The organism is Microbulbifer aggregans (assembly GCF_001750105.1).
Taxonomy (GTDB): domain Bacteria; phylum Pseudomonadota; class Gammaproteobacteria; order Pseudomonadales; family Cellvibrionaceae; genus Microbulbifer; species Microbulbifer aggregans.
The window spans coordinates 3,520,453-3,545,896 of the sequence record NZ_CP014143.1; the positions used below are offsets into that span (position 1 = coordinate 3,520,453).

At 60.7% G+C, this 25,444-nt stretch carries 28 protein-coding genes; 8 read left to right on the forward strand and 20 right to left on the reverse strand.

What is annotated here, in order from left to right:
• Positions 1–155 precede the first annotated feature (155 nt).
• Entirely contained in the window at positions 156–1,550 is a 1,395-nt protein-coding gene (locus AUP74_RS15390; protein ID WP_069948325.1) for a Do family serine endopeptidase, read from the reverse strand.
• Positions 1,551–1,770: 220 nt separating this feature from the next.
• Between AUP74_RS15390 and mpaA the strand changes: the two genes are divergently transcribed.
• Positions 1,771–2,505, forward strand: a complete 735-nt coding sequence (gene mpaA, locus AUP74_RS15395; RefSeq protein WP_069948326.1) for a murein tripeptide amidase MpaA — start codon at positions 1,771–1,773, stop codon at positions 2,503–2,505.
• Here mpaA and ycjG read toward each other — a convergent pair.
• The 5 genes from ycjG to rpoE form a co-directional block, all read right to left on the reverse strand.
• The gene (ycjG, locus tag AUP74_RS15400; protein WP_069948327.1) at positions 2,493–3,440 is read right to left on the reverse strand and encodes an L-Ala-D/L-Glu epimerase; all 948 of its coding nucleotides are present in this window, start codon (positions 3,438–3,440) and stop codon (positions 2,493–2,495) included. The genes mpaA and ycjG overlap by 13 nt on opposite strands.
• A 77-nt stretch (positions 3,441–3,517) precedes the next feature.
• Positions 3,518–3,958 carry a SoxR reducing system RseC family protein gene (locus AUP74_RS15405; protein ID WP_069948328.1) on the reverse strand — a complete coding sequence of 147 codons (441 nt, stop codon included), beginning with the start codon at positions 3,956–3,958 and terminating at the stop codon, positions 3,518–3,520.
• Positions 3,959–3,962: 4 nt separating this feature from the next.
• Positions 3,963–5,021: a MucB/RseB C-terminal domain-containing protein gene (locus tag AUP74_RS15410; RefSeq protein WP_069948329.1), complete on the reverse strand. Its 1,059-nt coding sequence runs from the start codon at positions 5,019–5,021 to the stop codon at positions 3,963–3,965.
• A 2-nt stretch (positions 5,022–5,023) separates the two neighbouring features.
• Positions 5,024–5,713: a sigma-E factor negative regulatory protein gene (locus AUP74_RS15415; protein WP_083261039.1), complete on the reverse strand. Its 690-nt coding sequence runs from the start codon at positions 5,711–5,713 to the stop codon at positions 5,024–5,026.
• A 173-nt stretch (positions 5,714–5,886) separates the two neighbouring features.
• The gene (gene rpoE, locus AUP74_RS15420) at positions 5,887–6,501 is read right to left on the reverse strand and encodes an RNA polymerase sigma factor RpoE (RefSeq protein WP_069948330.1); all 615 of its coding nucleotides are present in this window, start codon (positions 6,499–6,501) and stop codon (positions 5,887–5,889) included.
• Positions 6,502–6,678: 177 nt separating this feature from the next.
• Here rpoE and nadB point away from each other — a divergent pair, with 177 nt between their 5' ends.
• On the forward strand, positions 6,679–8,286 hold the full coding sequence (gene nadB / locus AUP74_RS15425) for an L-aspartate oxidase (protein ID WP_069948331.1): 1,608 nt from the start codon (positions 6,679–6,681) through the stop codon (positions 8,284–8,286).
• Between the two features lie 10 nt (positions 8,287–8,296).
• Here nadB and AUP74_RS15430 read toward each other — a convergent pair whose 3' ends face one another.
• Positions 8,297–8,758 carry a protein YgfX gene (locus AUP74_RS15430; protein ID WP_083261040.1) on the reverse strand — a complete coding sequence of 154 codons (462 nt, stop codon included), beginning with the start codon at positions 8,756–8,758 and terminating at the stop codon, positions 8,297–8,299.
• Positions 8,733–8,978, reverse strand: a complete 246-nt coding sequence (locus tag AUP74_RS15435) for an FAD assembly factor SdhE (RefSeq protein ID WP_069948333.1) — start codon at positions 8,976–8,978, stop codon at positions 8,733–8,735. The genes AUP74_RS15430 and AUP74_RS15435 overlap by 26 nt, the downstream gene beginning before the upstream one ends.
• 249 nt (positions 8,979–9,227) lie before the next feature.
• On the opposite strand from AUP74_RS15435, the gene ygfZ reads away from it, so the two are divergent.
• Positions 9,228–10,271, forward strand: coding sequence for a CAF17-like 4Fe-4S cluster assembly/insertion protein YgfZ (gene ygfZ, locus AUP74_RS15440; RefSeq protein WP_083261041.1), 1,044 nt, complete (start codon positions 9,228–9,230; stop codon positions 10,269–10,271).
• A 78-nt stretch (positions 10,272–10,349) separates the two neighbouring features.
• Here ygfZ and ung read toward each other — a convergent pair whose 3' ends face one another.
• The 5 genes from ung to AUP74_RS15465 are packed head-to-tail and all read right to left on the reverse strand — an operon-like array spanning position 10,350 to position 13,698.
• The gene (gene ung / locus AUP74_RS15445) at positions 10,350–11,072 is read right to left on the reverse strand and encodes a uracil-DNA glycosylase (protein WP_069948334.1); all 723 of its coding nucleotides are present in this window, start codon (positions 11,070–11,072) and stop codon (positions 10,350–10,352) included.
• Complete coding sequence (locus AUP74_RS15450; RefSeq protein ID WP_069948335.1) at positions 11,069–11,659, reverse strand: uracil-DNA glycosylase family protein; 591 nt, start codon at positions 11,657–11,659, stop codon at positions 11,069–11,071. Before AUP74_RS15450 ends, ung begins: the two co-directional genes overlap by 4 nt.
• Complete coding sequence (locus AUP74_RS15455; protein ID WP_083261143.1) at positions 11,656–12,639, reverse strand: esterase-like activity of phytase family protein; 984 nt, start codon at positions 12,637–12,639, stop codon at positions 11,656–11,658. Before AUP74_RS15455 ends, AUP74_RS15450 begins: the two co-directional genes overlap by 4 nt.
• Positions 12,640–12,647: 8 nt before the next feature.
• Positions 12,648–13,130: a YajQ family cyclic di-GMP-binding protein gene (locus AUP74_RS15460; protein ID WP_069948337.1), complete on the reverse strand. Its 483-nt coding sequence runs from the start codon at positions 13,128–13,130 to the stop codon at positions 12,648–12,650.
• Between the two features lie 31 nt (positions 13,131–13,161).
• The gene (locus AUP74_RS15465; RefSeq protein WP_069948338.1) at positions 13,162–13,698 is read right to left on the reverse strand and encodes a YaeQ family protein; all 537 of its coding nucleotides are present in this window, start codon (positions 13,696–13,698) and stop codon (positions 13,162–13,164) included.
• An 87-nt stretch (positions 13,699–13,785) separates the two neighbouring features.
• On the opposite strand from AUP74_RS15465, the gene AUP74_RS15470 reads away from it, so the two are divergent.
• The 5 genes from AUP74_RS15470 (at position 13,786) to AUP74_RS15490 (ending at position 17,959) form a co-directional block, all read left to right on the forward strand.
• Complete coding sequence (locus tag AUP74_RS15470; protein WP_069948339.1) at positions 13,786–14,415, forward strand: LemA family protein; 630 nt, start codon at positions 13,786–13,788, stop codon at positions 14,413–14,415.
• 18 nt (positions 14,416–14,433) lie between these two features.
• Complete coding sequence (locus AUP74_RS15475; RefSeq protein WP_069948340.1) at positions 14,434–15,183, forward strand: TPM domain-containing protein; 750 nt, start codon at positions 14,434–14,436, stop codon at positions 15,181–15,183.
• Positions 15,183–15,794 carry a TPM domain-containing protein gene (locus AUP74_RS15480; protein WP_226999821.1) on the forward strand — a complete coding sequence of 204 codons (612 nt, stop codon included), beginning with the start codon at positions 15,183–15,185 and terminating at the stop codon, positions 15,792–15,794. Before AUP74_RS15475 ends, AUP74_RS15480 begins: the two co-directional genes overlap by 1 nt.
• 29 nt (positions 15,795–15,823) lie before the next feature.
• Positions 15,824–16,675 (forward strand): PDZ domain-containing protein, encoded by an 852-nt coding sequence (locus AUP74_RS15485; protein WP_069948342.1) that lies wholly within the window; start codon positions 15,824–15,826, stop codon positions 16,673–16,675.
• A gap of 396 nt (positions 16,676–17,071) precedes the next feature.
• Positions 17,072–17,959: a PDZ domain-containing protein gene (locus tag AUP74_RS15490; RefSeq protein WP_069948343.1), complete on the forward strand. Its 888-nt coding sequence runs from the start codon at positions 17,072–17,074 to the stop codon at positions 17,957–17,959.
• 127 nt (positions 17,960–18,086) lie between these two features.
• Here the strand turns inward: AUP74_RS15490 and lysS are convergent, their stop codons facing one another.
• From lysS to recJ, 7 genes are all read right to left on the reverse strand, one after another.
• Positions 18,087–19,574, reverse strand: a complete 1,488-nt coding sequence (gene lysS, locus AUP74_RS15495) for a lysine--tRNA ligase (RefSeq protein ID WP_069948344.1) — start codon at positions 19,572–19,574, stop codon at positions 18,087–18,089.
• A 96-nt stretch (positions 19,575–19,670) separates the two neighbouring features.
• Positions 19,671–20,766, reverse strand: a protein-coding gene (gene prfB / locus AUP74_RS15500) for a peptide chain release factor 2 (protein ID WP_145924428.1) whose coding sequence is annotated in 2 segments (ribosomal slippage) — positions 19,671–20,693 and positions 20,695–20,766 — 1,095 coding nt in all. Because the reading frame shifts where the segments join, the coding sequence is not laid out codon by codon here.
• 133 nt (positions 20,767–20,899) lie between these two features.
• Positions 20,900–21,343, reverse strand: coding sequence for a hypothetical protein (locus tag AUP74_RS15505; RefSeq protein WP_145924429.1), 444 nt, complete (start codon positions 21,341–21,343; stop codon positions 20,900–20,902).
• A 90-nt stretch (positions 21,344–21,433) separates the two neighbouring features.
• Complete coding sequence (locus tag AUP74_RS15510) at positions 21,434–21,922, reverse strand: hypothetical protein (protein WP_069948347.1); 489 nt, start codon at positions 21,920–21,922, stop codon at positions 21,434–21,436.
• 36 nt (positions 21,923–21,958) lie between these two features.
• On the reverse strand, positions 21,959–22,597 hold the full coding sequence (locus tag AUP74_RS15515; RefSeq protein ID WP_069948348.1) for a LysE family translocator: 639 nt from the start codon (positions 22,595–22,597) through the stop codon (positions 21,959–21,961).
• The gene (locus AUP74_RS15520; RefSeq protein ID WP_069948349.1) at positions 22,597–23,505 is read right to left on the reverse strand and encodes a DMT family transporter; all 909 of its coding nucleotides are present in this window, start codon (positions 23,503–23,505) and stop codon (positions 22,597–22,599) included. The genes AUP74_RS15515 and AUP74_RS15520 overlap by 1 nt, the downstream gene beginning before the upstream one ends.
• A 152-nt stretch (positions 23,506–23,657) precedes the next feature.
• Positions 23,658–25,385 carry a single-stranded-DNA-specific exonuclease RecJ gene (recJ, locus tag AUP74_RS15525; protein WP_069948350.1) on the reverse strand — a complete coding sequence of 576 codons (1,728 nt, stop codon included), beginning with the start codon at positions 25,383–25,385 and terminating at the stop codon, positions 23,658–23,660.
• Between the last annotated feature and the right edge of the window lie 59 nt (positions 25,386–25,444).

A 25,444-nucleotide genomic window follows, 5' to 3' on the forward strand; every position in this document is an offset into this window, starting at 1 on the left:
CCCTATAAAAATCAAAAAGTTAGGCCGGAACGACTCCGGTTGCGTGGCGCAAGTCTATCAGAACTGTGGATCAGTAGTGAGTGCCCGGTGACGCTGCCGCATTTCAGCGGCCAGCGACCCGGGCTTCCCGGCGGGACAGGCCCGCCCGGGCAGAATCACTCGTCAATCTGGATGGTACGGAAAGTGGGCTGGCCACCACGGAAAAAGCGGATCGGCAACAGCTCGTCGCCGGGCAGCTCCTTCGCCACCCGCTGGAAGTCATCCAGGTCTTTGACCTCGTCAAAGCCCAGCTGCGCAACGATATCACCGCTGCGGAGACCGGCGCGGGCACCGGGTTTACCGGGCACCACCTGCTTCACCAGCACACCGCTCTCAACACCCCAGCGCTGCTTCACTGCGGCCGGGATCTCCTCCACGACCAGACCCAGGCGACCGCCGACGTCGTTGGACGGATTGACGGACGCCTGCTGGGCCGGCTCTTCTTCACCGGGCAGCGCACCAACGGTGACCTGTACCCGCACGCTCTTGCCCTTGCGCATCAGGTCCACCGGCACTTCAGCACCCGGACGCGTCTGACCCACGACATGGGGCAGGTCCCCGGATTCCATGATCCGCTCACCGTCGAAGCGGGTGATGATGTCGCCCGCCAGAATACCGGCATCAGCTGCGGGGGTACCGGTTTCAACCTGGGCCACCAGGGCACCGGCAGGCCGAGAGAGGCCCATCGCCTGCGCCATGTTGCGGTCCACATCCTGGATGCCGACGCCCAGCCAGCCGCGATCCACCCGGCCCTTCTCGCGCAATTGAGCGACGACATCCTGGGCCAGGCTCGCCGGAATGGCGAAAGACAGTCCGATTGAGCCGCCGCTGCGGGTGTAGATCTGGCTGTTGATGCCGACCACCTCACCTTTCAGATTGAACAGCGGCCCGCCGGAGTTACCCGGGTTGATCGCCACATCCGTCTGGATGAACGGCACATAGTTCTCTCGGCTCTCATTCGGGATGCTGCGTCCCATCGCACTGACAATACCGGCACTGGCGGAGTAGTCGAGGCCAAACGGGGAACCGATGGCAACCACCCACTCACCGACTTCCAGGTCCTCGGAATTACCCCAGCTGGCCGTCGGCAGGTCATCTGCGTCGATCTTCAGCAGGGCCAGGTCGGAACGGGCATCGGTGCCGATCACCTGCGCGTCGTACTCGCGACGGTCGGTCAGGGTGACGACCACCTGGTCTGCACCTTCCACCACGTGGTTATTGGTCACCACATAGCCGTCTTCAGAAATAATGAATCCTGAGCCCATACTGGCCACAGGCCGCCTCTCCCGACCACGGGGTTCCAGCAGGTGCCGGAAGATATCCGGGATGTCCTGCTGGTACTGGGGCGGTACGCCCCTGGTGGCGCGGGTGCGCTCCACCGTGTTGATCTTCACCACAGCCGGTGAATTCTGCTCGATCAAGTCCGTCAGCTCGGGCAACCCCCGGGCAAAGGCGGATGCTGAGATCATCAGGCAAAGAATGAAAAAGGAATGCGTAACGCGCTTGAGCATCGGTTTGTTACCTTTGATTATCCCATCTACTATCCAATCGAAGTGTCGAGAAATCGACCTCAACCACGGCGTACCCACTGTGTGGTGCGGGTTAACCGCGGTGAGCCACGGGTTTTCGGTAACCGTTTAGTGGCGTTTTGGCCGCGAAAGTTCGCTTCTTCAGTGTAAAGCAGTGTAATGATTCACTGAACACTGGAGCAGCCATTTGCCAGGACTCACTATGCCCACCATGCGCCCCCGGCCCGAACGGGGCCAGTTCACACACCCCCGGGAACAGTACGGCGAGTCTGTCCTCGGTGCGCCACTGCTGCACTTCCCCGCTCAACATGGTCGGAACCCCGGACTGATCATCGCCGGTACCCACGGAGATGAGACCGCCGCAGTCATCGCACTCTCTTGCGCCCTGCGTTCATTGCCACCGGAACTGCTCAGGCACCATGTGGTACTGGCTGTGAATCCCGATGGATGCCAGCTGGGGCTGCGGGCCAATGCCAACGGCGTGGACCTGAACCGCAATTTTGCCACCAGCAACTGGACCGCCGAGGGCAGCGTCTACCGCTGGAATAGCCAGGCCGAGGAGCGCGATGTACGCCTCAAGACCGGCGCCAGCGGCGGCTCAGAACCCGAAACTGAAGCACTATGCCAGCTGATCGACAAGCTGGCCCCCGCTTGGGTAGTCACGATCCACGAGCCACTGGCCTGTATCGAGGATCCGGACGAGAGCGACCTTGGCGTGTGGCTGTCAGAACGACTCAAATTGCCTCTCGTCACCGAGGTCGGCTACCCGACACCCGGCTCGTTCGGGACCTGGTGCGCCGAGCGCGACTTGCCGTGTATCACCGTCGAATTTCCGCCGATTTCCGCCGATATCGCCAGTGAGGACTATCTCCCCACGCTGTTTGACCTGCTGACATACGACTACGACAGCAACGACACCAGAGATCAGTCCCAGTAAACCCGCCCGCCGCTGAAGCGCAATGGCGGCTCGACATCCCTGGCCAGCCAGGTGGGACCATCGAGATCGCGAAAACGCACTTTCGCTCCCACCGGCCAGGCGGCTCGAATCGCGCGGGAGGTACACAGCATACAGCCCAGCATCAAATCGAACCCCTGCGACTCCCCGGCTTCAGCGAGTGCCAACGCCTCCGTAATACCACCGGTCTTGTCCAGCTTGATGTTGATCATCTCGTAGCGTCCCAGGAGACGCTCCAGATCCGCACGGGTATGGCAGCTCTCGTCCGCGCAGATGGGTAGTGGGTGGGGGAAAGAGGCCAGGAAGTCGTCATCATCGGCCGGTAGCGGCTGTTCCAGCATAGCGACCCCCAGTTCGGCGATCTGCCGGCAGCGATCAATGAGGGTTTCGCGGGACCAGGCCTCATTGGCATCGATGACCAGCTGAGCCTCTGGGGCGGCCTCACGCACTGCCCTGACCCGCTCCAGTACCAGCCGATCATCCAGTTTCAGCTTCAGCACTTTTACACCATCTGCAACAGCAATCCTGGCAGCCCCGGCCATCGCTTCCGGCTCGTCCACCACCAGCGTTTGCACAGTTGTCAGGGAGCTGGGCTCGGCCCTTGGCCCGCCGCTCTCAGCTGCCTCCAGATCCGCCAGCGCACAATCCAGTGCATTGCGCGCAGCTCCCGCGGGCATCCGGGCCTGTAACTGCTGACGATCCAGGCCGGCTTCCACCTCCTTCAGAAACGGCTCGAGCTGGGCCAGGACCGAGCTGACGCTCTCGCCGTAACGGGGATAGGGCGTGCATTCACCAACACCCTGGAGCCCATGAGACTCGAGTTCCACCACCACGACCTCGGCGTGGGTGCGGGCACCGCGGGAAATAACAAAGCTGGTGCGCAGGGGCCAGGTTTCCGCATAGCAGCGAGCGCGCATTGGGGTCTCCGAGCGATCCGGGTACCGCGGCCGCGGCCCCTGCTCCCAGTTTAGGTGCTGGAGGACAATCGGACCGCTTACTGGGGCTCGATACGCAGGAGTAAGGGGGAGAAATTCGGGTCGCTATCGTGGCGGCGACTGAACCACCGCACGGCCACCGCGCCCAACAGAAGACCAGCGACTGCACCGCCGATCGCGCCGGGCTCTCCGGCTGCGAGATGGCCCGCATATGAGAGGAGTAGCAATCCCAGCAGGGGAACCAGATAGACCAGCAGCGCGGCCGTGGTCAGGGTGTGCTCGGCGATCCCGATCACGGCGATATCATTGAGGCAGATGCGCTGGGGATCCCAGCTGTTGAGCGAGACACGGATTCTCGAGGCGCTGGCCCAGTAGTCTCCCAGCAGGCCGGTGCCACAACCTGACTTGGCTGCGCAGCCGTGACAGCCGCTGCGCTGTATCGTCTCCACCCAGATGGCATCGGATTCAATCGCAACGATCCGACCGCGCTCCTCAACCACCGACTCAGCCCCCGGTAGTGGTCACTGCCCGCGCCACCAATTGCGCAGTGCTGTCGGGGATTTCACCGACGACGGTGACGGTGTAATTGACTCCCTCGGCTTCCACTTGATCCATGTAGGCCACGGTAGCACCTCGGATGGCGCGACCTTTGAAGTTCAGCTCAGGACCAAGACGTTGGACGAAAACGGTGAACACACTCAATCCGTCACTGAATACCAGCATGTCGCCATCGGTGAGGGTCTGCACTGCCACCGGGCGGTAGCCCTCAGGTACCCAGCCCAGGCGCCAGCGGCTCTGCGCGGCGATACAGGGGTTGCTGTTGTCGATGCGCCTTGCGGCTGCAGACTGCGCTTGCAGGTCGCTGTCCTCTACGGGAGACAGATCCAGCCGCACAAACTGATACCGTTCCAACACCTTGCCCTGCGGCCCCACCAGCATCGACTTCAGGGGCAGGCCGGTCTCCTGGTCCAGATTGACCACCATCCCCAGGCGGTGGCGATCACGTGGACGCGCTTCAATGATCACTGTGGGGCGATCGGCGATCCGCTCTTCTCCCCGCACAATAAACTGATAGGCCTGCTGCAGGCGTTCCTGGCCAGCAGTGCTCAGAAGAGCGGCACGATTAAACGGCCCACCGGTGCCTTCGCATGCACGGGTACTGCCATGACTGACCAACTCTCTTGGATCGCCGCTGAGATAGCGCACTCTTTCCACTTGCTGGCCGTCCCGCACCGCGTGGACCACCTCCAGTGTCTCCAGGGTGCCGGTGTGTTCGAAGGTCACAAGGCCGGAATATTCCAGCTCTTTGACTGCCCGCCCCAGCTTCTCCAGCCATACCGCCGCACCATTCGCGGGCGCCTGCAGCGCCTCCGCTGGCACAGATGATTGGGGCGCGGACTCCTGCTGGGGGGCCACCACCGTTCCCGGCCCAGGGGATTCCTGCGCCGGCTCCGGTACAACGGCGGCCTGCGCCATCAGAAGGGAGGGAAACGCCCACAAGCACAAAGCCAACAGCAGGCTGTTGGCTTTAGGGGTAGTGTTGAAAAGTTCAGTAGTGCCCAAGGCTATTGACCGTCTTGCTCGCCATAAGTAGCACGGGCAAACGGCACCATGCCCTGATTGCCCACATGAGCAGCCTGTTCAGAATGCTGGATCATGACCCGGTTAAGGTGACGCATCAGTTCCGGAGTTGGCACCTGCTGAATCATATTCGCCTGCCCGGGTGTACCGCCCTGAGGCTCGAACATCACGCGGGGACTGGCCGTGCTCACCGCCCGGGTACTCGGCCCGGGAACATAGATGCTGCTGGGCTGCGCCGCAGGCTGCGGTACTTGCTGCTGTACCGGGCGCTCGGCCTCAGCGACCAGTTCCTGAGTGACGTCAGGCTGCGTGACCTGCTGCACGCCGAGGATCGCGGCAAACGCGACTGTCGCGGCAACGGCACCACGGGAGAGCATCTGGCGCCAACGGTGGCCGGAATCATTTGCAGCGGTAGCAGGACCAGATGTCTGCTGCAGCGGCTCTTCACTGGCGACCGCGGCAGAAATCCGCGTAGCCAGGTCGCCTTCAGGCCTGGCTACAGGTTCCTGACGCATGACGCTCGCCGCCAGCTGGTAGCGCGACCAGCGCTGGCCAGCCTCAGAGCCAGCGGAACTGGCCTTCAGCAACCGCTGCAATTCCAGTTCACTCGCCTCTCCGTCCATCAGCGCAGACAGGGACTCGTTTAGCCGATCCTGGTGATTCCCGTGGGACATACGGGCCAATCCTCTCTGTGAAATATGGTTTTCGACCGCGGTACGGCATTCCGTTCTCGGTCTGTTTTTCGGCCAAGCTTAACGCTGGTTAACACTTCTGACCGGGCGCGGATGAATTTGTTTCGCGCCTTGAGTAAAAAATTACGTCAATTATCGCAACGTGAGCGCAAAGCTCAGCTTCGATCCCCCAGGGGCTCCGGTTCGCCCGCCAGAACCGCCTGAACAGTCCGGTCGATAGCCTCACGGGCACGGAAAATACGCGAGCGCACTGTACCTACCGGGCAGTCCATGACCTCGGCGATCTCCTCGTAACTCAGCCCCTCCATTTCACGCAGGGTCACTGCAGCACGGAGATCCTCGGGCAGTGCCCGGATAGCATCGTGCACAGCGGCCTCCAGCTGGTCGCGAAAGAGCTGGTTCTCGGGCGTCTCGTTATCCCGCAGCAGGTCGGCACCCGAATAGAATTCCGCGTCCTCCAGATCCACGTCTGACGACGGCGGACGCCGACCCCGGGATACCAGGTGGTTCTTGGCGGTATTGATGGCGATACGGTACATCCAGGTGTAGAAGGCGCTGTCGCCACGGAAATTGGCCAGGGCGCGGTAAGCCTTGATAAAGGCCTCCTGCGTAACGTCCTGCACCTCCGCATGGTCCTTGATAAAGCGGCTTATCACGGCGACGATCTTGTGCTGATATTTCAATACCAGCAGGTCAAAGGCGCGCTTGTCGCCTTTCTGGACACGCTCCACCAGCTGGCGATCACTTGGTGACGCCTGTTGCGATGTCATCCCCTACCCCCGTTACCAGCTGCACCGCGGGAAATGGCCCGGGCATTTCCGGAGCGGACGGCGCAAGCGTATTTTGTATTGTGTCCAAGACACTGGCGATAGGACATAAGTTCCGTGCCAAATCGACGAATTTGAAGTAGGCGCTATACTACGCCACCCCTTTTAACAATGAAAATTATGAACGCTCAGGCAAATTACGATGTTCTGGTAATCGGCAGCGGTGCGGCGGGGCTGACCCTGGCACTGCATCTGGCGGATCGCTACCGGGTCGCCCTGCTGTCCAAACAGCGCCTGCGCGACGGCTCCACCTGGTTCGCCCAGGGGGGCATTGCCGCCGTGCTGGATGACACGGATTCCGTGGAATCCCACATCGCTGACACCTTAGACGCGGGTGCAGGCCTGTGCCACCCGGACGCAGTGCGACACACGGTCGAGAACGGAACCGCCGCCATTCAGTGGCTTATCGACCAGGGGGTGAGCTTCACCCGCGAGGACGGCGATTACCACCTCACCAAAGAGGGCGGCCACAGCCACCGGCGCATTATCCATAGCGCTGACGCCACGGGCATGGCGGTCCACAGCACCCTGATCGAACGGGTCCGCGCCGCCGAGAATATCGATTGTTTCGAGCACCATATCGCCCTGGATCTGATCCGCCAGCCCGATCCTCAGCGCGGTCGCTTTCGCTGTGCGGGCACTTACGTCTACAACAAACAAACCGACGAAGTGGAGCTGTTCCAGGGGCGTGCGGTAGTGCTGGCCACTGGCGGCGCCAGCAAGGCCTACCTGTACACCAGCAACCCCGACGGCGCCAGCGGCGATGGCATCGCCATGGCCTGGCGGGCCGGGTGTCGGGTGGCGAACATGGAGTTCAACCAGTTCCATCCCACCTGCCTGTACCACCCCAAGGCAAAGGCAATGCTGGTCACCGAAGCCCTGCGCGGTGAGGGTGCGCAGCTAAAGCTCCCCGACGGACAGCGGTTTATGGACCGGTTCGACAAGCGCGGTGAACTGGCGCCGCGGGATATTGTTGCCCGCGCCATCGACCATGAGATGAAACGGCTGGGTGCAGACTGCCTCTACCTGGACATTTCCCACAAAGATGCCAAGTTCGTCCGCGAGCACTTCCCCACTGTCTACCAGAACTGCCTGCAGTACGGCATCGATATAACAAAGGAGCCGATTCCGGTGGTGCCGGCAGCCCACTACACCTGCGGTGGTGTGATGGTGGACGAACACGGCCGCACGGACCTGGACCAGCTCTACGCAATCGGCGAGACCACCTTTACCGGTCTGCACGGCGCCAACCGCCTGGCGAGCAACTCGCTGCTGGAGTGTGTGGTTTACGCGCGCGCCGCGGCACTGCACATTGATGCCACCCTCTCAGAAGTGCAGCCGCCGAGGCTGGCGCCGGCCTGGGACGCCTCCCGGGTCACCGACTCGGATGAGGACGTGGTGATCTCGCACAACTGGGACGAGTTGCGGCGATTTATGTGGGACTACGTCGGAATCGTGCGCACCCGCAAGCGCCTGCTGCGAGCACAACATCGGGTCAAAATGCTGCAGGGTGAAATCCGCGAGTTTTATGCCAACTACCGCATCACCAGCGACCTGATCGAACTGCGCAACCTGGCACTGGTGTCCGAGCTGATCATCCGCTCGGCGCTGGACCGGCGCGAGAGTCGCGGCCTGCACTACTCACTGGATTACCCCAACCTGCGCGAGCTGGCTATGGACACCATCCTGGTGCCAGAGAACTTTGCCGACCAGCGGCAGTTCATCTGAGAAAGTCGAGTCAACGGGAATAGCGCAGCGCCACCTGCAGACGACGCCAGTCAGTGGCCGCCACACTGTCGCGGCCCAGCACGAGGCGCCGGCGCTGTCCGCTCGCATTGCGCCCGTTGATCACAATCAGCCAGGGCCATAGCACCAGCTCACCGCAGACCGAAATCTCCTCCAACTCCCCGCAGGCATCCCGCCAGAACCAGCGTCGCTCGGACGTGGACAGCTCCCCGCGGTTGCGCTGCAGCCGGCGCCACTCCCTGATACCAAGGGCAATGACCAGCAAGGTCGCAGGTAACAGCAGGCTCAGGGCAAAGCCACTAAACCAGAGCACCAACAGTGCCTGCAGCACGATCAGGGCAAGAAGGAGGGAGAGCAGTCGGGAGGGGAACACGGGGCAGCGCAGCAGAGCGCTGCGCCCGGCGTTCTGGGGATTACGCGGACCCGCGTTATTCCTGCAATCCGGTGTTGTCACGGATAATCTGCACGATTCGCATCAGCTCCGGATCAGAGGGATCCTCGCGACGCAGGAACCAGGCGAAGAGATCCTGGTCCTCACTCTCCAGCAACTGGACGTAGCGTTGTTGATCGGCCTCATCAAGGCTGTCATAGACATTCTCGAGAAAAGGCAGCAACACCAGGTCCAGCTCGAGCATGCCGCGGCGGCTGGCCCAGAAGAGTCGGTTACGATCCATACTTCAAATCCCGGTATCTACGACCGGCCGGAGCCGGCGACGACGCGACAGCGCGCCGTTTTGCAATGCAATGTGTGATTTGCGCGCAGTATAACTGCCGCCCACTGCCGTGAATAGCCAGCGGGAGGCTAAGAAGCGGCAGCCCCGGAATCGTAAGCCGGGCTCAGAAACACCGCTACCGAGCTTGAAAACGACGGGTTCAACCCAAGATACTCCCCTCCACAAGCAGTAAGGAACAGCGAGCAGGCTATGGATCGAAAAGTGTGGCAGGAATTCCTCTCCGGCGAGGGGGCCAAATGGGAGGGCGACAGGGCCCACTTCCCCGATGCCCAGTCGGATCTGCACCTTGTCGATCTCAGCCCACTGGGTGCCGTGTCCGTGCACGGCCCCGACAGCCAGAAATTCCTGCAGGGGCAACTGACCTGTGACCTGGTCAATCTCCCCGACGGACATGGGACACCGGGTGCCCACTGTAACCCCAAGGGCCGCATGATCAGTGCCTTCAATGCCCTGAAAAAGGCGCAGAACGATATCCTGCTGAGCCTGCCGCGGGATCTCGCCCCTATCGCATTGGCCGCCCTGGCCAAATACGTAGTGTTCTTCAAGACCGATCTCAAGGAGCTGACCGACAGCCATCACTGGCTCGGTCTACAGGGCACCGACGTCGCGGCTCGAGCCGCGGACCTGCTCGCACTGCCGGAGCTCTCCCATCTGGAGCCCGGAGCTGCTCACCCGTTCAAGTTCGACGGGCAAGAGGCTCTGATCCACGTGCTGAATCGGGAGCAAGTAGCGATATTAGTGCCAATGGAAGCCGCTCCTGCCCTCTGGAAAAAACTGTCGGCCGGCGCCACCCCGGCCGGTTTCTGGCACTGGCAACAGCGCCTGATCAGCGACGGCGTGCCACAGTTGCACACTGAAACCAGCGGCATCTTTATTCCGCAGATGCTGAACCTGCATCTGCTGGGCGGAGTGAATTTCAAGAAGGGCTGTTATACAGGTCAGGAAGTGGTAGCGCGACTGCAGTACCTTGGGCAGGCCAAGCGCCGCATGTACCGGGCCCGCTGTGACGCCGGCAACTTGCCCGCCCCTGGCCTGTCGATTGTTGAAGCCGGGAGCCAGAAAAATTGCGGTGAAGTGGTCATTGCCGAGCGCAGCGAGCATGGCATTGACCTGCTGGCGGTGCTCGCCAACAGCAGCGTCGCCGCCGGCTCCACGCTAGAGCTCGAGGATGGCCGTCCCGTGGAGCTGCTGGAACTGCCCTACGATGCCGACGCGGACCCGCTGACAGACTGACTGCTCAGCACCTTCGACCCTTTCGACCGCTTCGCCCCGTCCTCAGTGAGCACGGTCAAATCGCCGATCTCGCTCGACTCAGATTTCCACCGCCACCCGCTGCAGGGCGGAAGCCTCCGGCAGCGCCCACTCGATAGGCGCCTGGCCGTGTTGCTGTAGCCAGGCATTCGTCTGGGAAAAGGGACGTGTGCCAAAGAAGCCCCGATGGGCCGACAGCGGCGATGGGTGCGGGCCTTTTAAGACCAGGTGCCGGTTGCCATCGATGAAGGCGCCCTTCTTCTGCGCATAGCTGCCCCAGAGGATAAACACCAGTCCTTCCCGCTGCTCCGCCAGTGCGTGGATTGCCGCATCCGTGAACTGTTCCCATCCACGGCCCTGGTGGCCGCCTGCCTTGCTGTCTTCCACGGTCAGCGTGGCATTCAGCAACAACACCCCCTGTTCCGCCCATGGCTGCAGGCAACCGTGATGTGCCGGCGGAATACCGAGGTCCGACTGTAATTCCTTGTAAATATTCTTCAGTGACGGCGGGATGCGCACACCAGGCATCACCGAAAAGCACAGGCCGTGCGCCTGCCCCTGCCCGTGGTATGGATCCTGTCCGAGGATCACCACTTTTACAGCGTCAAAGGGCGTGGAATTGAACGCGTTAAAAATCTGTGGCCCCGGCGGATAGATCTGCTTGCCGGCCTGCTTTTCCTCGCGCAGGAATTCCCTCAGCTCGGCCATATAGGGCTTGCAAAACTCCCCTTCGAGCACCCGGCGCCACGAGGAGTCGATCTTGATATTCTGATCTGCCGTCATGATTCTTCCCGGAAGATTCTTTTTACTTCTTTTTGCAGCGCCGGCACGACTTCCTGTTCGAACCATGGACGCTGTTTCAGCCACAGCGTATTGCGCGGGCTGGGGTGCGGCAGCGGAAAAAAACCCGCAGGTAGCGCATCGCGATAACGACGAACATTCTCGGTAATGCTGCCATACCAGTGCGGCAGGTAATAGCGCTGGGCGTACTGACCAATAAGCAAGGTAAGTTTCAGGTCGGGCAACTGCTGCAGCAACTGCGCATGCCAGGTCGGCGCACACTCTTTTCGCGGTGGCAGGTCACCGCCCTTACCACGGCCGGGGTAGCAAAATCCCATGGGAATGATGGCGATACGGGATTCGTCGTAGAAAGTCTCCCGGTCCATCTGCAGCCACTGGCGCAGCCGATCACCGGAGGGGTCATTCCAGGGGATGCCTGTCTCGTGCACTTTGGTCCCCGGTGCCTGACCGATAATCAGTAGGCGCGCCGTCGGTGAAGCGCGGAGCACGGGGTTCGGGCCGAGAGGGAGCTCACCCTCGCAGAGGCGACAGGAGCGCACCTCCTCGAGCAGGGGAATCAGTTTGCTCACGGGCGGTCGGGGTGAGCGAGGTGCATCAGGAGTGCGCGTTGGTCCGAAGGATCCGCCGCGCGGGCTACATTGTTATTGTCCAGCACAACGAAAATACCGCGCTCGTTGACTGCAAGCCCCTCCCCTTTGCCAAAATGGGTATCCGCATAGACGAACTGCGGCGCCTCCTCGACATCGCCGTAGTCGATGCACCACTGGGCCTCGAGACTTTCCAGGGAGCGGCGACAGACAGCGAACGCGTTGCGCTCGAGGGTGTACAGCCCACCCTCAAATACATCGAGGCCGGTTAGATCCTCTGGTCTGCCGCGAAAACTCAGCCCGCTGACAGGGGGAAGCTGCAGTAACCGCAACTCCTTCGCGCCGGCTCCGTCCTTTAAAGCCGTCGTGATCCGTAATAGCCCGCGGGGCTTTCGTTCCAGGGCAACCCAGAAAACAGGCGCTGCTGGACTTCCGGAGAGGACGATGCCCTCGCTTCCCGCATTAAAGATGGTCAGGTAACCCTGCTGTACTGCCATCTCCCGCCAGCGCAACGGCAGCCACTCGGCCTCCGCCCGATCACCTTCACCAGACAGCCGGGCAATGCGCTCGTGACGCTCGCTGACCAGATAGGGCGTAGAGCCATCACAGGTAATGCCTTCGAAGTCCATCTGCGCGTCGGGGCGCACCAGCGCCGCCAGCCGATTGACCAGGCCGCCCCCATCAGGTGCCTCCGGTGCCGGAAACTCCCGGAATAGATCCAGGCTGGCAACCCGCACCTCTTCCGAGTCCGGCAAGCGCACCCGATAGACGCGGTCGTCGCGCTTGTCTGAGATGGCTAGCAGCTGGCCATTACAAAAGCTAAGCCCGGAGATATCCAGCCCCGCACTTCCCTCCAACCACCAGGCGCCCAACAGTTTTGCCGGGCGCACTGTTTCAGCCGGGCAGGACAGCGTCCAGCCAGCCAAAAAAACCGCGGGAAGAAAATGCAGCCAGCGGGGCATGAAATCGCTCAATCGCGGAAGTTATTGAACTGCAGCGGCTGACCCAGGTCCTTCTCCCGCAGCAGGGCAATGACCTGTTGCAGATCGTCACGCTTCTTACCGGTGACACGCACCTGGTCCCCCTGAATGGAGGCCTGGACTTTCATTTTCTCGTCCTTGATCAACTTGGTAATTTTCTTTGCCAGCTCTTTATCAAGCCCGTTCTTCATGGTGACAGTCTGCTTGACCACTTTGCCGGACTGTTCCATCTCACCGATCTCCATGGCCTTGGGGTCGATATCGCACTTGATCAGTGCCCCACGGAGCATATCCACCATCTGTGTCAGCTGGATTTCAGCCTCGGCGCGGATCAGCAGGGTGAATTCGTTCATCTCCACCTCTGCTTCCACGCCCTTGAAATCGAAACGGTTTCCGACGGTCCTGTTCACCTGGTCTACGGCATTGGTAAGCTGGTGTTTGTCTACTTCAGACACGATGTCAAAGGAAGGCATTGGCTTCTCCGTTCTCTTGTATTCGGGCTGTTTATTTCAGTTGTTCAGGCACGACTTCCACACTCTGGGAGTCTGAGTTCATCCAGATATGGCCGTCCTGGATGGTCACCTGCAATTCCATATTGCGGTCTGCCAGGGCAGCGAGCGCGTCACAGGCATCGGCGGGCAGCAGGAAAACACTCAGGTTATCGAAGCGATCCAGCGCCGCACTCTGCTTCTGCCACCATACCGGAGCGGTGCGACGACCGTAACTGTACACCAACACCTGCCCTGCGCGGGCACAGGCTTTGCGTATCCGCTCCTCTGAAGGCAAGCCCACCTCTATCCAGGTTTCCAGCTCCCCGCCAAGGCTCCACTGCCACAGATCCGCCTCATCGTCGGAGGACAGGCCACGGGTGAACTCCAGGCGCTCGCCGGCATTGAGTGCAAACGCCAGCAGGCGCACCATCATTCTTTCATCGGTTTCCGAAGGGTGGCGCGCCAACGTCAGTTGATGGCTGTCGTAATACTCCCGATCCATATCGGCGATTTGCAGTTGGGCTTTGAATATTGTCGCTTTCAGTGCCATTCGGTTTCTCGTTTCCTGCGCGCGGCTGCTACCACCCCGCCGGGGGCTATTATTGTTCGGCTCACATGGAAAAAGCGGGTAGCAGCTATGTTCTCAGTTAGATCCAGCGACCGTGACAGTCGGTACTGGCGATTCATTTTCTGGCCACTCCTGGCGTTGTTCGTCGTCTCGGCAAGCGGTTGTGGCATCAACAATATTCCCACCATGGACGAACAGGTAAAGGCCGCCTGGGCCCAGGTGGAAAACCAGTACCAGCGCCGTGCCGATCTCATCCCCAACTTGGTCAAGACCGTGAAAGCCTATGCAGACCAGGAACGGGAAACCCTGCAGGCGGTTACCGAAGCCCGGGCCAAAGTCAGCTCTATGCAGGTGGACGAGAACATCATTAACGATCCAGCCAAGCTGCAGCAATTTGAGCAGGCGCAGCAGCAGTTGAGCGGCGCGCTCTCGAGGCTGATGGTCGTGGTAGAGCGCTACCCTGATCTCAAGTCCAACCAGAACTTCCTCGCTCTGCAATCACAGTTGGAGGGCACGGAAAACCGCATCAGCGTGGCCCGGCGCGATTATATCTCCGCCGTACAGGGCTACAACACGGAAATCCGCACCTTCCCCGGCCTGATCTGGCACAAGATCCTCTACAGTGACATGCCACTCCGCCCGACCTTCGAGGCCACCAAAGAGAATGCGGAGGAAGCACCGGAAGTGGACTTCCAGTAACGGCTATCAGAAGCAGCGATGATGCAATGCCGCAAGACTATCGCTATTTTCGGGATATTTGCTGCCCTTTGCGCTGCATTCGCCTGGGCCCAACTGCAGTTTCCGACGCTTTCCGGCCGGGTGGTGGACAACGCCAACCTCCTCAGCCCGAGCACGGAATATCAGCTGACCGAGCTGGCCCAGGCTCATGAGAAAGAAACCAGCAACCAGTTGGTCATCGTCACGGTACCAGACCTGCAGGGGCAGACCATTGCCGAATATGGCTATCAACTGGGGCGGCACTGGGGCATCGGTCAGGAGGGCAAGGATAACGGCGTCTTGCTGATCGTCGCCCCCAATGAGCGGCAGGTGCGCATCGAAGTGGGTTACGGCCTGGAGGGCGCACTGACCGACGCCCTTTCCTCCAACATCATCCACACCAAGATACTGCCCCGCTTTCGCAACGGCGATTTCGACGGTGGTGTGATGGAAGGTGCGCTGTCGATCATCGCGGCGATCAAAAACGAATATGTAGCGGAGCCCACCGAAACGGGCATGGATCGCAGAGTCGCATTGCTGGTCGGGCTCTTTCTGCTGCTGATCATGCTGCAGATTTTCGGTGGCTCGATGATGGGGCCTCCCCCCAGCCGCGGTAGCTATCGGCGCGGCCGCTACGGTGGCTACTACGGGGGCGGCGGCTTCGGCGGAGGATTCGGGGGTGGCTTTGGTGGAGGTTTCGGCGGTGGCGGAGGTGGCTTTGGCGGTGGGGGCGCCTCGGGAGGATGGTAATGCTCACGAGCCAGATGCGTCGGCGGATATCCGACGCCATCAAGAAGGCAGAATCGCGCACGGACGCGGAACTGGTTACTGTGCTCGCGCGCGAGTCGGACAACTACCTGTATATCTCAACTCTCTGGGCCGCGTTCCTGGCCCTGTTACTGGCACCCTTGCTGCAGTTCCTGCCCTGGTGGATCGAGTTCTACGAAGCATTCACACTGCAGTGGATTCTGTTCATCCTGCTGGCACTGCTTTTCCGCTGGCGCCCCCTGACTATGCTACTGGTGCCGAAAAGGGTGAAATACTGGCGCGCCGCCAATGTAGCCCGGCGGGAATTCCTGGAGCAGGAGCTCCACAGCACCGAGGGGCGCCTGGGCCTTTTGATCTTCGTCTCTGAGGCCGAACACTATGTGGAGATTCTGGCGGACCGCGGTCTGGCGGAGCATATTGGCGACGAAACATGGCGCGAGGTCGTCGAGCAGTTTATTGGCGAAGTTAAGCGCGGCAGAACAGCAGATGCCTTTCTCCACTGTATCGAGCGCTGCGGCGATCTACTCGAAGAGGCAGCGCCACTGACCGGGGCCAAGAATGAGCTACCCGACCATCTGGTAGTACTCGAATAGTGAGGTAGGACATGTGGGATAAGAACCCAATGAACAAGCGGCGCGCGGGTGCTCTTGTCGCTGTCGCTGCAACCCTGACTGTCGCAGTTGGCGCCCTCTCAATGCACTTCAGCAGCGGGACCACGGAAACTACAGCGGGTTCGGCATCCTCTGATAGCAACCCACTCAGCCTTGAGCAACGGATTGCCATACTCGAGCGGGAATTGCGCGATTCAAGTCGCATCCAGCAGCAACTGCTTGAACTGGTCGAAGAGTTACATCGGTCTACTGCGGGCGAATCGCGCTCTCTCCATGATGAAGAAAGGAATGCAATCGCACCTACCCTGCATGGTGATTCCCGTCGTCATCAAGAGGCACAGGTCCGCAACAGACGGGCGAAACAATATCGCGATTCCCAGTTACAGCGCCTGATCGATGCGGGTATGAATCCGAGCCGGGCCCAGTTTGTGCTGGAAAAAACCGAGCGCTTCCAGTTCGAGCATACAAAGCTCTCCTACCAGTACCGTCACCTTGCGGACAAGTCCTCTGAAGAGGCCCTGGCCCTGCGCAAACAGCTGGAAATCCATAGCAATCCGCGCCAGATGTTCTCCCACCTTTTAAGCCCCGAAGAATTTGAACTCTACCTGCAGGCCAATGGCGGTGGACAGGAGGTCAATATCAATCGCATCGTGCCCAATACACCGGCACACAACGCGGGACTGCAGGCCGGGGACAGAATCGTTTCCTACAACGGGCAACGCATTTTCCATATGGGGGATCTGCGCCAGCAGGTCTATCGCGTACCGCCCGGCAAGACCGTCGCTGTGGAAATTCAGCGTGCGGGTAGCAACAACCGCGAGACCATTTACGTGCCCAGTGGGCCGCTGGGCATACAGGGGTAGACAATTGAGCGTATCCCCGTCAGGGCGACGGCCGTGAGCATGCCGATACCCGTCACTCCAGCTCCAGCTCCAGCTCCAGCTCCAGCTCCAGCAACCAGTTTGTGATCCCGGGTGCTTGCTGCTCAGCCGTACTTTCATGCCGATGTACCAAGCCGGCAACGTGGAGCTTTCCGCCATGGCATGACATGTGGCGCGAAACACCTTGGCGTAACGGAGGCTTAGAAATCCAGCTGAACCTGATAGCCCAGGAAATTGCATTATTGGCGCCTTTCCCCACTCTAAAGCAGAACCTCAATGACTTCCGGCAATCCGAGCATTAACAGCGCCAATCGGTCTTCCAGCAATTCAATAGGAAACTGCTGTTAACTGGACAAACAATAAAATCATGGAGCTGCCATGCGTTCGCACCTGCAACGCGCGATCCCGATACCCGTTCTACTGGTGATCGCTGCGATTACCGGCTTCCTCGTCAGTATGCCAATAGTATCAACACAATCGGTAGGCAATAGCCGACCTATAGGAGCGGCAACAAGCGATGCGCTGGAAAAGCGTATAGCGCAACTCGAGAGCACACTGGCCGAAACCAGGGCAATCCAGGAAAACCTGTTGACGCTTTTAGAGGAAGTGCATGGTCAACAGGTCGAAACCAAGCGTCCCGGGATGCTCCAGGGGACCGTTTCAGCTGGAGCCAGTACCACCGGGCAACCGCCAGCGGCGACCAGCCCCAGGAAACGCCGCCTTGGTGTGACTCGGAAGGAACGCTTGATGGATGCCGGTATCAGTCAGGAGAGGACCAACTATATCCTGGGGCGCGAGTGGCAACTTCGCTACGAGCAGCAGCAACTCCGCCATCAGTATGATCATCTGGACGATCAATCTTCCGCCGAGGCAGCCGCGATCGCACGGGAACTGGAGCGCTACGACAACATCGCTGACATGCTCGAGAGCGAGTTGAGCCCGTGGGAATACGAGCGGTATCGAGAGGCGATAGCACCGAGGGAGAGGACCTTGATCACTGCGGTTCTCGAGGGCTCGAACGCAGCGAAAGCCGGAATAAGCCCGGGAGATACGGTCTTATCCTATAACGGCGTTACCGTCACGGACCCGCGCACCATGCGATCGCTACTGGCCGAGGCAGTGCCAGGCAGCAGCGTGCCTGTAGTAGTCAGGCGCCAGCAGAGCAACCTCGAGGAAACGCTCTATGTGACAGCTGGGCCACTGGGCGTAGAGAGCATATTCAGCGCGTATCCGCCCAGGCAGGATTCAGACGGGGAAGCGCCTTAACCGACCACTGCCCGCGCTGCACGATTTCGGTAGCGCAGTAGGTGGTTGCCGCATCGCTTCAAGCACTGATCCCGGAGTAGGCAGGAGCATTTTTCTGCGCCCACGCTACCCCGGCACAAGGCCCAGGTTACTCGCCTGTGACCTCGGGTCGCATATGCGGGAACAACAGCACGTCGCGGATTGAGGGTGAGTTGGTCAGCAGCATCACCAGGCGGTCGATACCGATTCCCTCACCCGCTGTCGGCGGCAGGCCATACTCCAGCGCACGGATATAGTCCGCGTCGTAGTGCATGGCCTCGTCGTCACCGGCATCTTTCTCGGCCACCTGGGCCTTGAAGCGCTCGGCCTGGTCTTCGGCGTCATTCAGCTCGGAGAAGCCGTTGGCGATTTCGCGGCCGCCGACGAAGAACTCGAAGCGATCGGTGACGAACGGGTTGTCGTCATTGCGACGGGCCAGCGGAGAAACCTCGGTCGGATACTCGGTGATAAAGGTCGGCTGGTCCAGGCGGTGTTCCACGGTCTTCTCGAAGATCTCGATCTGTACCTTGCCCAGGCCCCAGCTGTCTTTCAGCGGAATACCCAGGTCTCCGGCCACTTTGCGGGCGCTGTCGATATTGTCGATATCGGAATGAGACAGACCCGGGTTGTAACGCAGGATGGAGTCAAACACGGACAACCGCGCAAACGGCTTGGCGAAATCATAAGTGCTGCCCTGATACTCCACCGTAGTTGAGCCCAGCACATCACTGCAGATTCCGCGCAGCATCTCTTCAGTCAGATCCATCAGGTCGTTGTAGTCGGCATAAGCCTGGTAGAACTCCAGCATGGTGAACTCGGGGTTGTGCCGGGTGGACAGCCCTTCGTTGCGGAAATTGCGGTTGATCTCGTAAACCCGTTCGAAACCACCGACCACCAGGCGCTTCAGGTAAAGTTCCGGCGCCACACGCAGGTACATATCGATATCCAGCGCGTTGTGATGGGTAACGAACGGTCGCGCAGTAGCGCCACCGGGGATCACCTGCAACATCGGTGTTTCCACCTCCATGAAGTGGTGGCCATTCAGGAAGCTGCGAATGTAATTGATCACCTGCGAGCGGATGCGGAACACGTCGCGCGACTCCGGTGTGGCGATCAGGTCCACATAGCGCTGGCGATAGCGCAGCTCCTGGTCAGCAATACCGTGGAATTTCTCGGGAAGCGGACGCAGCGCCTTGGTCAGCAGCGTGTACTCCTCACAGTTCACGTACAGGTCGCCCTTGCCGGACTTGTGCAGTGTGCCCTGCACCCCCACGATATCGCCGATATCCCAGCCGCCGAAGCGCTCCTTGAGGTTTTTCTGGGTCGCCTTGTCCGCATAGAGCTGAATGCGCCCGGAAACGTCCTGGATCACCATAAACGGACCACGCTTCGCGAGGATCCGACCCGCCACGCAGGCGGATTTACCCAGCTCCTCCAGCTCTTCCTTGCTCTTCTCGCCAAACGCCTGCTGCAGATCGGCTGCCAGGTTCTCGCGGCGGAAACTGTTTGGAAACGCATTGCCCTTTTCGCGCATCGCGCCAAGTTTTGCACGGCGTTCGGCAATCAGCTTGTTTTCGTCTTGCTGGATCTCGGTCATGGGAACTTCCAATACGGAATGGTAAATGGTGAAAGCGATTCAATCAGATTGATCGGGCGCCTTTAGCTACTATGGCTACTGGCGCCCTGCCGGGGATCAGAGACCGGCCTTGAGACTGGCCTCGATAAACTGGTCCAGATCTCCGTCCAGCACCGCCTGGCAGTTGCTGGTCTGTACGCTGGTACGCAGGTCCTTGATGCGCTGGTCGTCGAGGACGTAAGAGCGAATCTGGCTGCCCCAGCCGATATCGGCCTTGCTGTCTTCCATGGCCTGTTTTTCGGCGTTGCGTTTGAGCATCTCCTGCTCGTACAACTTGGCTCGCAGCATCTTCCAGGCTTTATCCCGGTTCTGGTGCTGGGAACGCTCGCTCTGGCAGGCCACCACGATTCCCGAGGGAATGTGGGTCAGTCGCACGGCGGAGTCGGTCTTGTTCACGTGCTGACCACCGGCGCCGGAAGCACGGTAGGTGTCTTCGCGCACCTGCGATTTGTCCACCTCGATCTCGATGTTGTCATCGATCTCCGGGGAGACGAAGACAGAGGTGAAGGAGGTGTGACGACGGTTGCCGGAATCGAACGGCGACTTGCGCACCAGGCGGTGGACACCGGTCTCGGTGCGCAGCCAGCCAAACGCGTGATCACCGACGAAGTGGATAGTGGCACTCTTGATGCCCGCCACGTCGCCCGCAGAGGCCTCCTCAAGGGTGGTCTTGAAACCATGCGCCTCGCCCCAGCGCAGGTACATGCGCAGCAGCATTTCAGCCCAGTCCTGGGCTTCGGTGCCACCGGAGCCGGCCTGGATTTCCAGGTAGGCATTGTTGGGGTCGTTCTCGCCGGAGAACATGCGGCGGAATTCCAGTACCCCCAGCTGCTTTTGCAGCCCCTCGATTTCTGCGGCCACTTCGTCCACGGAGTCTTCGTCATTCTCCTCCACGGCCATATCCAGCAGCTCGCGGCAATCCGCGATCCCTGAATCCAGGTTCTCGATGGTGGTAACGACAGCTTCCAGAGAGGCACGCTCACGGCCCAGCTCCTGGGCGCGGTCCGGATTGTCCCAGACGGAGGGCTCGGCCAGTTCCAGCTCGACTTCGGTCAGTCGCTCTTTCTTGCTGGCGTAGTCAAAGATACCCCCTAAGAACGCCTGTGCGCTCTTCGAGGTCTTTCAGCTGGTTCAGGAGAGGGTTGATTTCCATGATCTCTCGGCTTCCGGGCAAATTTAAGGCGGCGCGCATTCTACCGTAGCGCGGCGGGGTACTGCCAGTGGCGGCATACGGCCGGGGTCTGCGCCCCGGCCAGGCTCGGGAAGCGAGGTGACGTCCTGCTGGCTCAATTCTCGCCGCTGGGGCAATCCTTGCTCTGGTATTGCGCCTGCTGGGCGGGATCGAAACCAAGCTGCAGGGCGGCATCCAGGGATCTCTTGTCGATCAGGTGTAGGTGAATGTCACCGGTCTTGCCGCCACAGACGGCGGGATACATACGGTCTGTGCGGACGCCGCAGCGGGATTGATGGATTGTCACTCCCTCTGCTGACAGCCGGGAGCTGCTCTCTGCGAGGGTTGTGCCTCCCCCTTCACACTGCAGGCTGCCCCGGCTCTCGAATACCCAGATCAGCTCCTCCGCCCTGGCAGGAGGCTGTTCCTCTTTTTCCTCAGGCTTTTCAGGCGTTGCGACCTGCTCTTCCCTGGCAGGTTTCTCGACCTCTTTCGGCCCACAGGCCGTCACGCCCAGCACCACAGCCAGCAGCATCAGTAAAAGAGTGTTCCTAGTCACTTGCGCTTCCTCCATAAAGCCAATTCATCAAATCCCTCGGGAAGCCCGAAGCCCGTCAATGCGCCCGCCGCCCTGTGATGATTCACTGGACTATTCAGGGGACTCGGGAGTGGAAGCCCCGGAGCCATCCTTCGGGCACTCCACCTTCTGGTGTTGAATCTGTTCTGCCGGGCCATACCCCTCCGACAGGGCAGCATCCAGCGCATGGCCCCGTATCAGGTGCAGCAGGATGTCCCCTGTAGGCTCGCTGCAACCGGACGTGTAAACCACGTCAGTGCGCAAGCCGCAGTGGGACTGGTGCACGGCCACGCCCGCACCCTTCAGCTTGGTAACACTCTCCTCGAGTGACATATCGTCACCGTAGCACTGCTTGGCGCGGCGGTGCCGAAATACCCAGATCAGTGGTTCCTGGTCACCTGATGCCTGAGCAGCTGGTTCGTCCGTTGATTCGGCAACTGGCGCCTTCGCTTGTTCCGGGCTACCTGAGGCTTGCTCTGCGTCTTTCTCGACGCGCTGCTCACACCCCACCGCGCCCAGAGCGAGAATCAGTGCCAGAAAAATCAAAGATGTGCGTTTCATGTGTGAGCTTCCTCCGTGAAGCTTGTGACGGCCCGATCAGCCAAAGGCCAACCAGGCTCCTACCGACAGCATCAGTGTGCCGGCAACGCGGTTAACCAGGCGGACGTTTTCACCCCGCTCCAACAGGCGACTCAGGGTGCGACCGCCAGTGGCGTAGATCAACATGCACAGGGTTTCCAATAGCAGAATGATAGCAATCAGCACCGCAAGCTGGGGCGCCAGGGGGCGGTCATCGCTGATAAACGGCGGCAACAGGGCAATAAAAAACGCCCAGCCTTTGGGATTGGCCACCGCAGTGAGGAAACCCTGCAGCGCCAGCGCGGAGCGCGCAGGCGGTGGCCCTTTTGCCCGCTCATCTGGTGCCACCATCACCATGCGCCCACGGGCGCGCCACATCTGCACACCCAGCCACGCAAGATAGGCACCACCGGCATACTTGAACAACTGAAAGGCTTCGGGATAACGGAGCATCAAGGCGGCGATACCCAGCACCGCGGATACGGCCACCAGGGCCACACCGGCGAGCTCCCCAAGCATCATCCAGGCAGTACGACGGACCCCAACAGTCATGCCCAACGTCAGGGCCAGGGTCATACACATGCCCGGGGTGATCGAGACAAAGAAAAAGGTCGGCACGAACAGCGCCAAAACGGACAGGTCGATTACCTCCAGCATCAGTGGTGACTCCCCGCATGGGCACCGTAGCGACTGAGCAGCATCCCCGCCAGCATCAGGCTGCAGCCGATCAGCTCCTTCAATGCGAGCACCTCATTGAGGATCAGCCAGCCCGCAACCAGTGCGAATACCGCCTCCAGGCTCATGATTACCGTCGCATGTGAAGTCGCCGCGTGACGCAGGCCCAACAGCTGGAAAGTAAAAGCAACCGCGGTGGAGAAGATCATCATGTAGGCAATCGGCCAGGCGGCATCCACTGCACCCTGCAAGGAGGCGTCCTCAACAATCAGCGAGGCAATTGCCGACAGGATACCGCAGCAGAGAAACTGCACCACCGCCAGGCGCAGCGCGTGGAATCCGCGCACCAGCCGGTCGGCCGTCAACACCTGGATGGCGAAAGCGAAAGCACCGGCAAACACGAGCAAGTCGCCGATAAGCTGTGCTTCTTCGGTGAAATCACTGAGCCAGTAGAGCCCCAGTAAGGCGATGGCGATACCGCCCCAAGTCCAGCGATTGGTCGGCTTGCCGAGGGAGAGACCGATTACCGAAACCAGCAACATTTCCATTCCGGAAATAAATCCAGCCCGCCCGGCGCTGGTGTAGACCAGCCCCCCCTGCTGTAACGCGGCCCCCAGGAAGAGCCAGAACCCGAGGATGGCGCCACCGCCGAAGCAGTCCCGCCAGCGACTGCGGATCGGCACACCGGGTTGCGGGGTAGCCACTTCGCGGCGTGAAGACAGCCAGTAGACGATCGGTATCAGGATCAATCCGCCCAGGATAAATCGCCAGGCATTGAATGCCAGCGGTGGCAGGTGGTCCATGGCAATCTTCTGGGGCACAAATGCCAGGCCCCAGAAAAACGCAGCCAGCAACAGCAGCAGCTCCGCTCTTGCCTGTTCTGTTTTCATGATCAGTTCCAGATTTTTAACGTTACAACAAAAGAAGGGTCTCGCCGGGGCAGCAAATAACTGCCTCCAGTTTGCGCAGGGGGATTCGGCAAGCTTCGTGCCTGTATCCGCGAGAGAGCGAGCAACCACTCACCCTCCGCGGGGTAAGCCCCTCAAGCAGGCTCCAGGTAATTCACCAGCAACTGCAGCGATTCCCTGCCACGAAACTCGTTGATATCCAGCTTGTAAGCCAGGCGCACGCGCTCTGTGGGCTGAGGCCACTGGTCCGTATCCACATTGAAGGCGATGGCATCCAGGGCCTGCTGCGGACTGGACTCCGGCGCCACCACCATTTTCAGGTGCCGCTCACCGACGATGCGCTGCTGCAACAGCAGAAACTCGCCATCGAAAGTAGGCTCCGGGAAAGCCTGCCCCCAGGGCGCCAGTGCACGCAGCGCTGCTGCCGTCTGCAGGGTGAAATCCGCAGGCTGTAACGCGCCGTCCGAATCGATCACCGCCTGCAACTGCGCCTCGGTGAGACGCGCACGCACTGCCGCTTCGAAGGCCTCCGTAAACGCCGGCAGATTGTCCCGTGGCAAACTGAGGCCGGCCGCCATGGCGTGGCCGCCAAACTTGGTGATCAGGTCAGGGCGGGTGGCCGCGACATCACTCAGGGCGTCGCGGATATGCAGGCCCGGGATCGAGCGGGCCGAGCCCTTGATCAGGCCGTTGTCCCCCTCGGCAAATGCAATGACCGGGCGGTGGAATTTTTCCTTGATGCGGCTGGCGAGAATACCCACCACCCCCTGGTGCCACTGCTCGTCATAGAGACACAGGCTCCAGGGAACCTCACCCTCCAGCTGCAGTTTCTCCAGCGCCGCCATGGCCTCCCGCTGCATACCCTGCTCGATGGCCTTGCGGTCCCGGTTCAGCGCATCCAACTCCGCGGCCAGTTCCCTCGCCTCGCTGGGGTCCCGGGTCATCAGACAGCGGATGCCGGTGCCGATATCGTCCAGGCGACCGGCGGCGTTGATACGCGGACCGAGGATAAAACCAATATCGGTGGTGGACAGTCGCCGCTGATCCCGCCCCGCCACCTCGAGCAGCGCCTCGATACCCGGTCGACAGCGGCCGGCGCGGATACGGGCAATGCCCTGATGCACCAGGATGCGGTTGTTGCGATCCAGCGGGACCAGATCCGCCACGGTGCCGAGCGCCACCAGATCCAGGTACTCCGCCATATTCGGCGGTGCGATGCCGGATTCCGCAAACCAGCCGCCCTGCTCCAGTGCGCTCTTCAAACGGCTGAGCAGATAGAAAATCACCCCCACTCCGGCCAGATTCTTGCTCGGGAACTCACAGTCCGGCTGATTGGGATTGACGATGGCATCGGCATCCGGGAGTTCGCTGCCGGGCAGGTGATGGTCGGTAACCACGACTTTCATACCGGCAGCGCGGGCCGCGGCCACACCGTCGATACTGGAGATTCCATTGTCCACGGTGATCAGCAGATCCGGTCCGTAGTCCTTCGCCACCTCGACGATTTCCGGGGTGAGGCCGTAGCCGTAATCGAAGCGATTCGGCACCAGGAAATCCACACCAGCGGCGCCCATGGCGCCCAGGGCCAACACGGCCAATGTGCTGCTGGTAGCCCCGTCAGCGTCGAAGTCACCCACAATGAGGATTTTTTCTCCGGCACGCACGGACTGTTCGAGGATACGCACAGCATCGGAGAGGCCGCGCATTGCCTCAGGAGCGTGCAGCCGGTTGAGCCGGTGATCCAGCTCCTCTTCACTGGTAACACCGCGCCCCAGCAGCACGCGCTGCAGAATTTCGGGAGTGTCAGAAGCAAAACGGCCAGTGGACAAGTCCACTGGCCGTCGCTGAATTTTTGTGTTCATCTCGCTCAGCTTATCGGTTGTACCGAGGGGCCCGCTGGCCGCTCACTCAGCGAATTGAG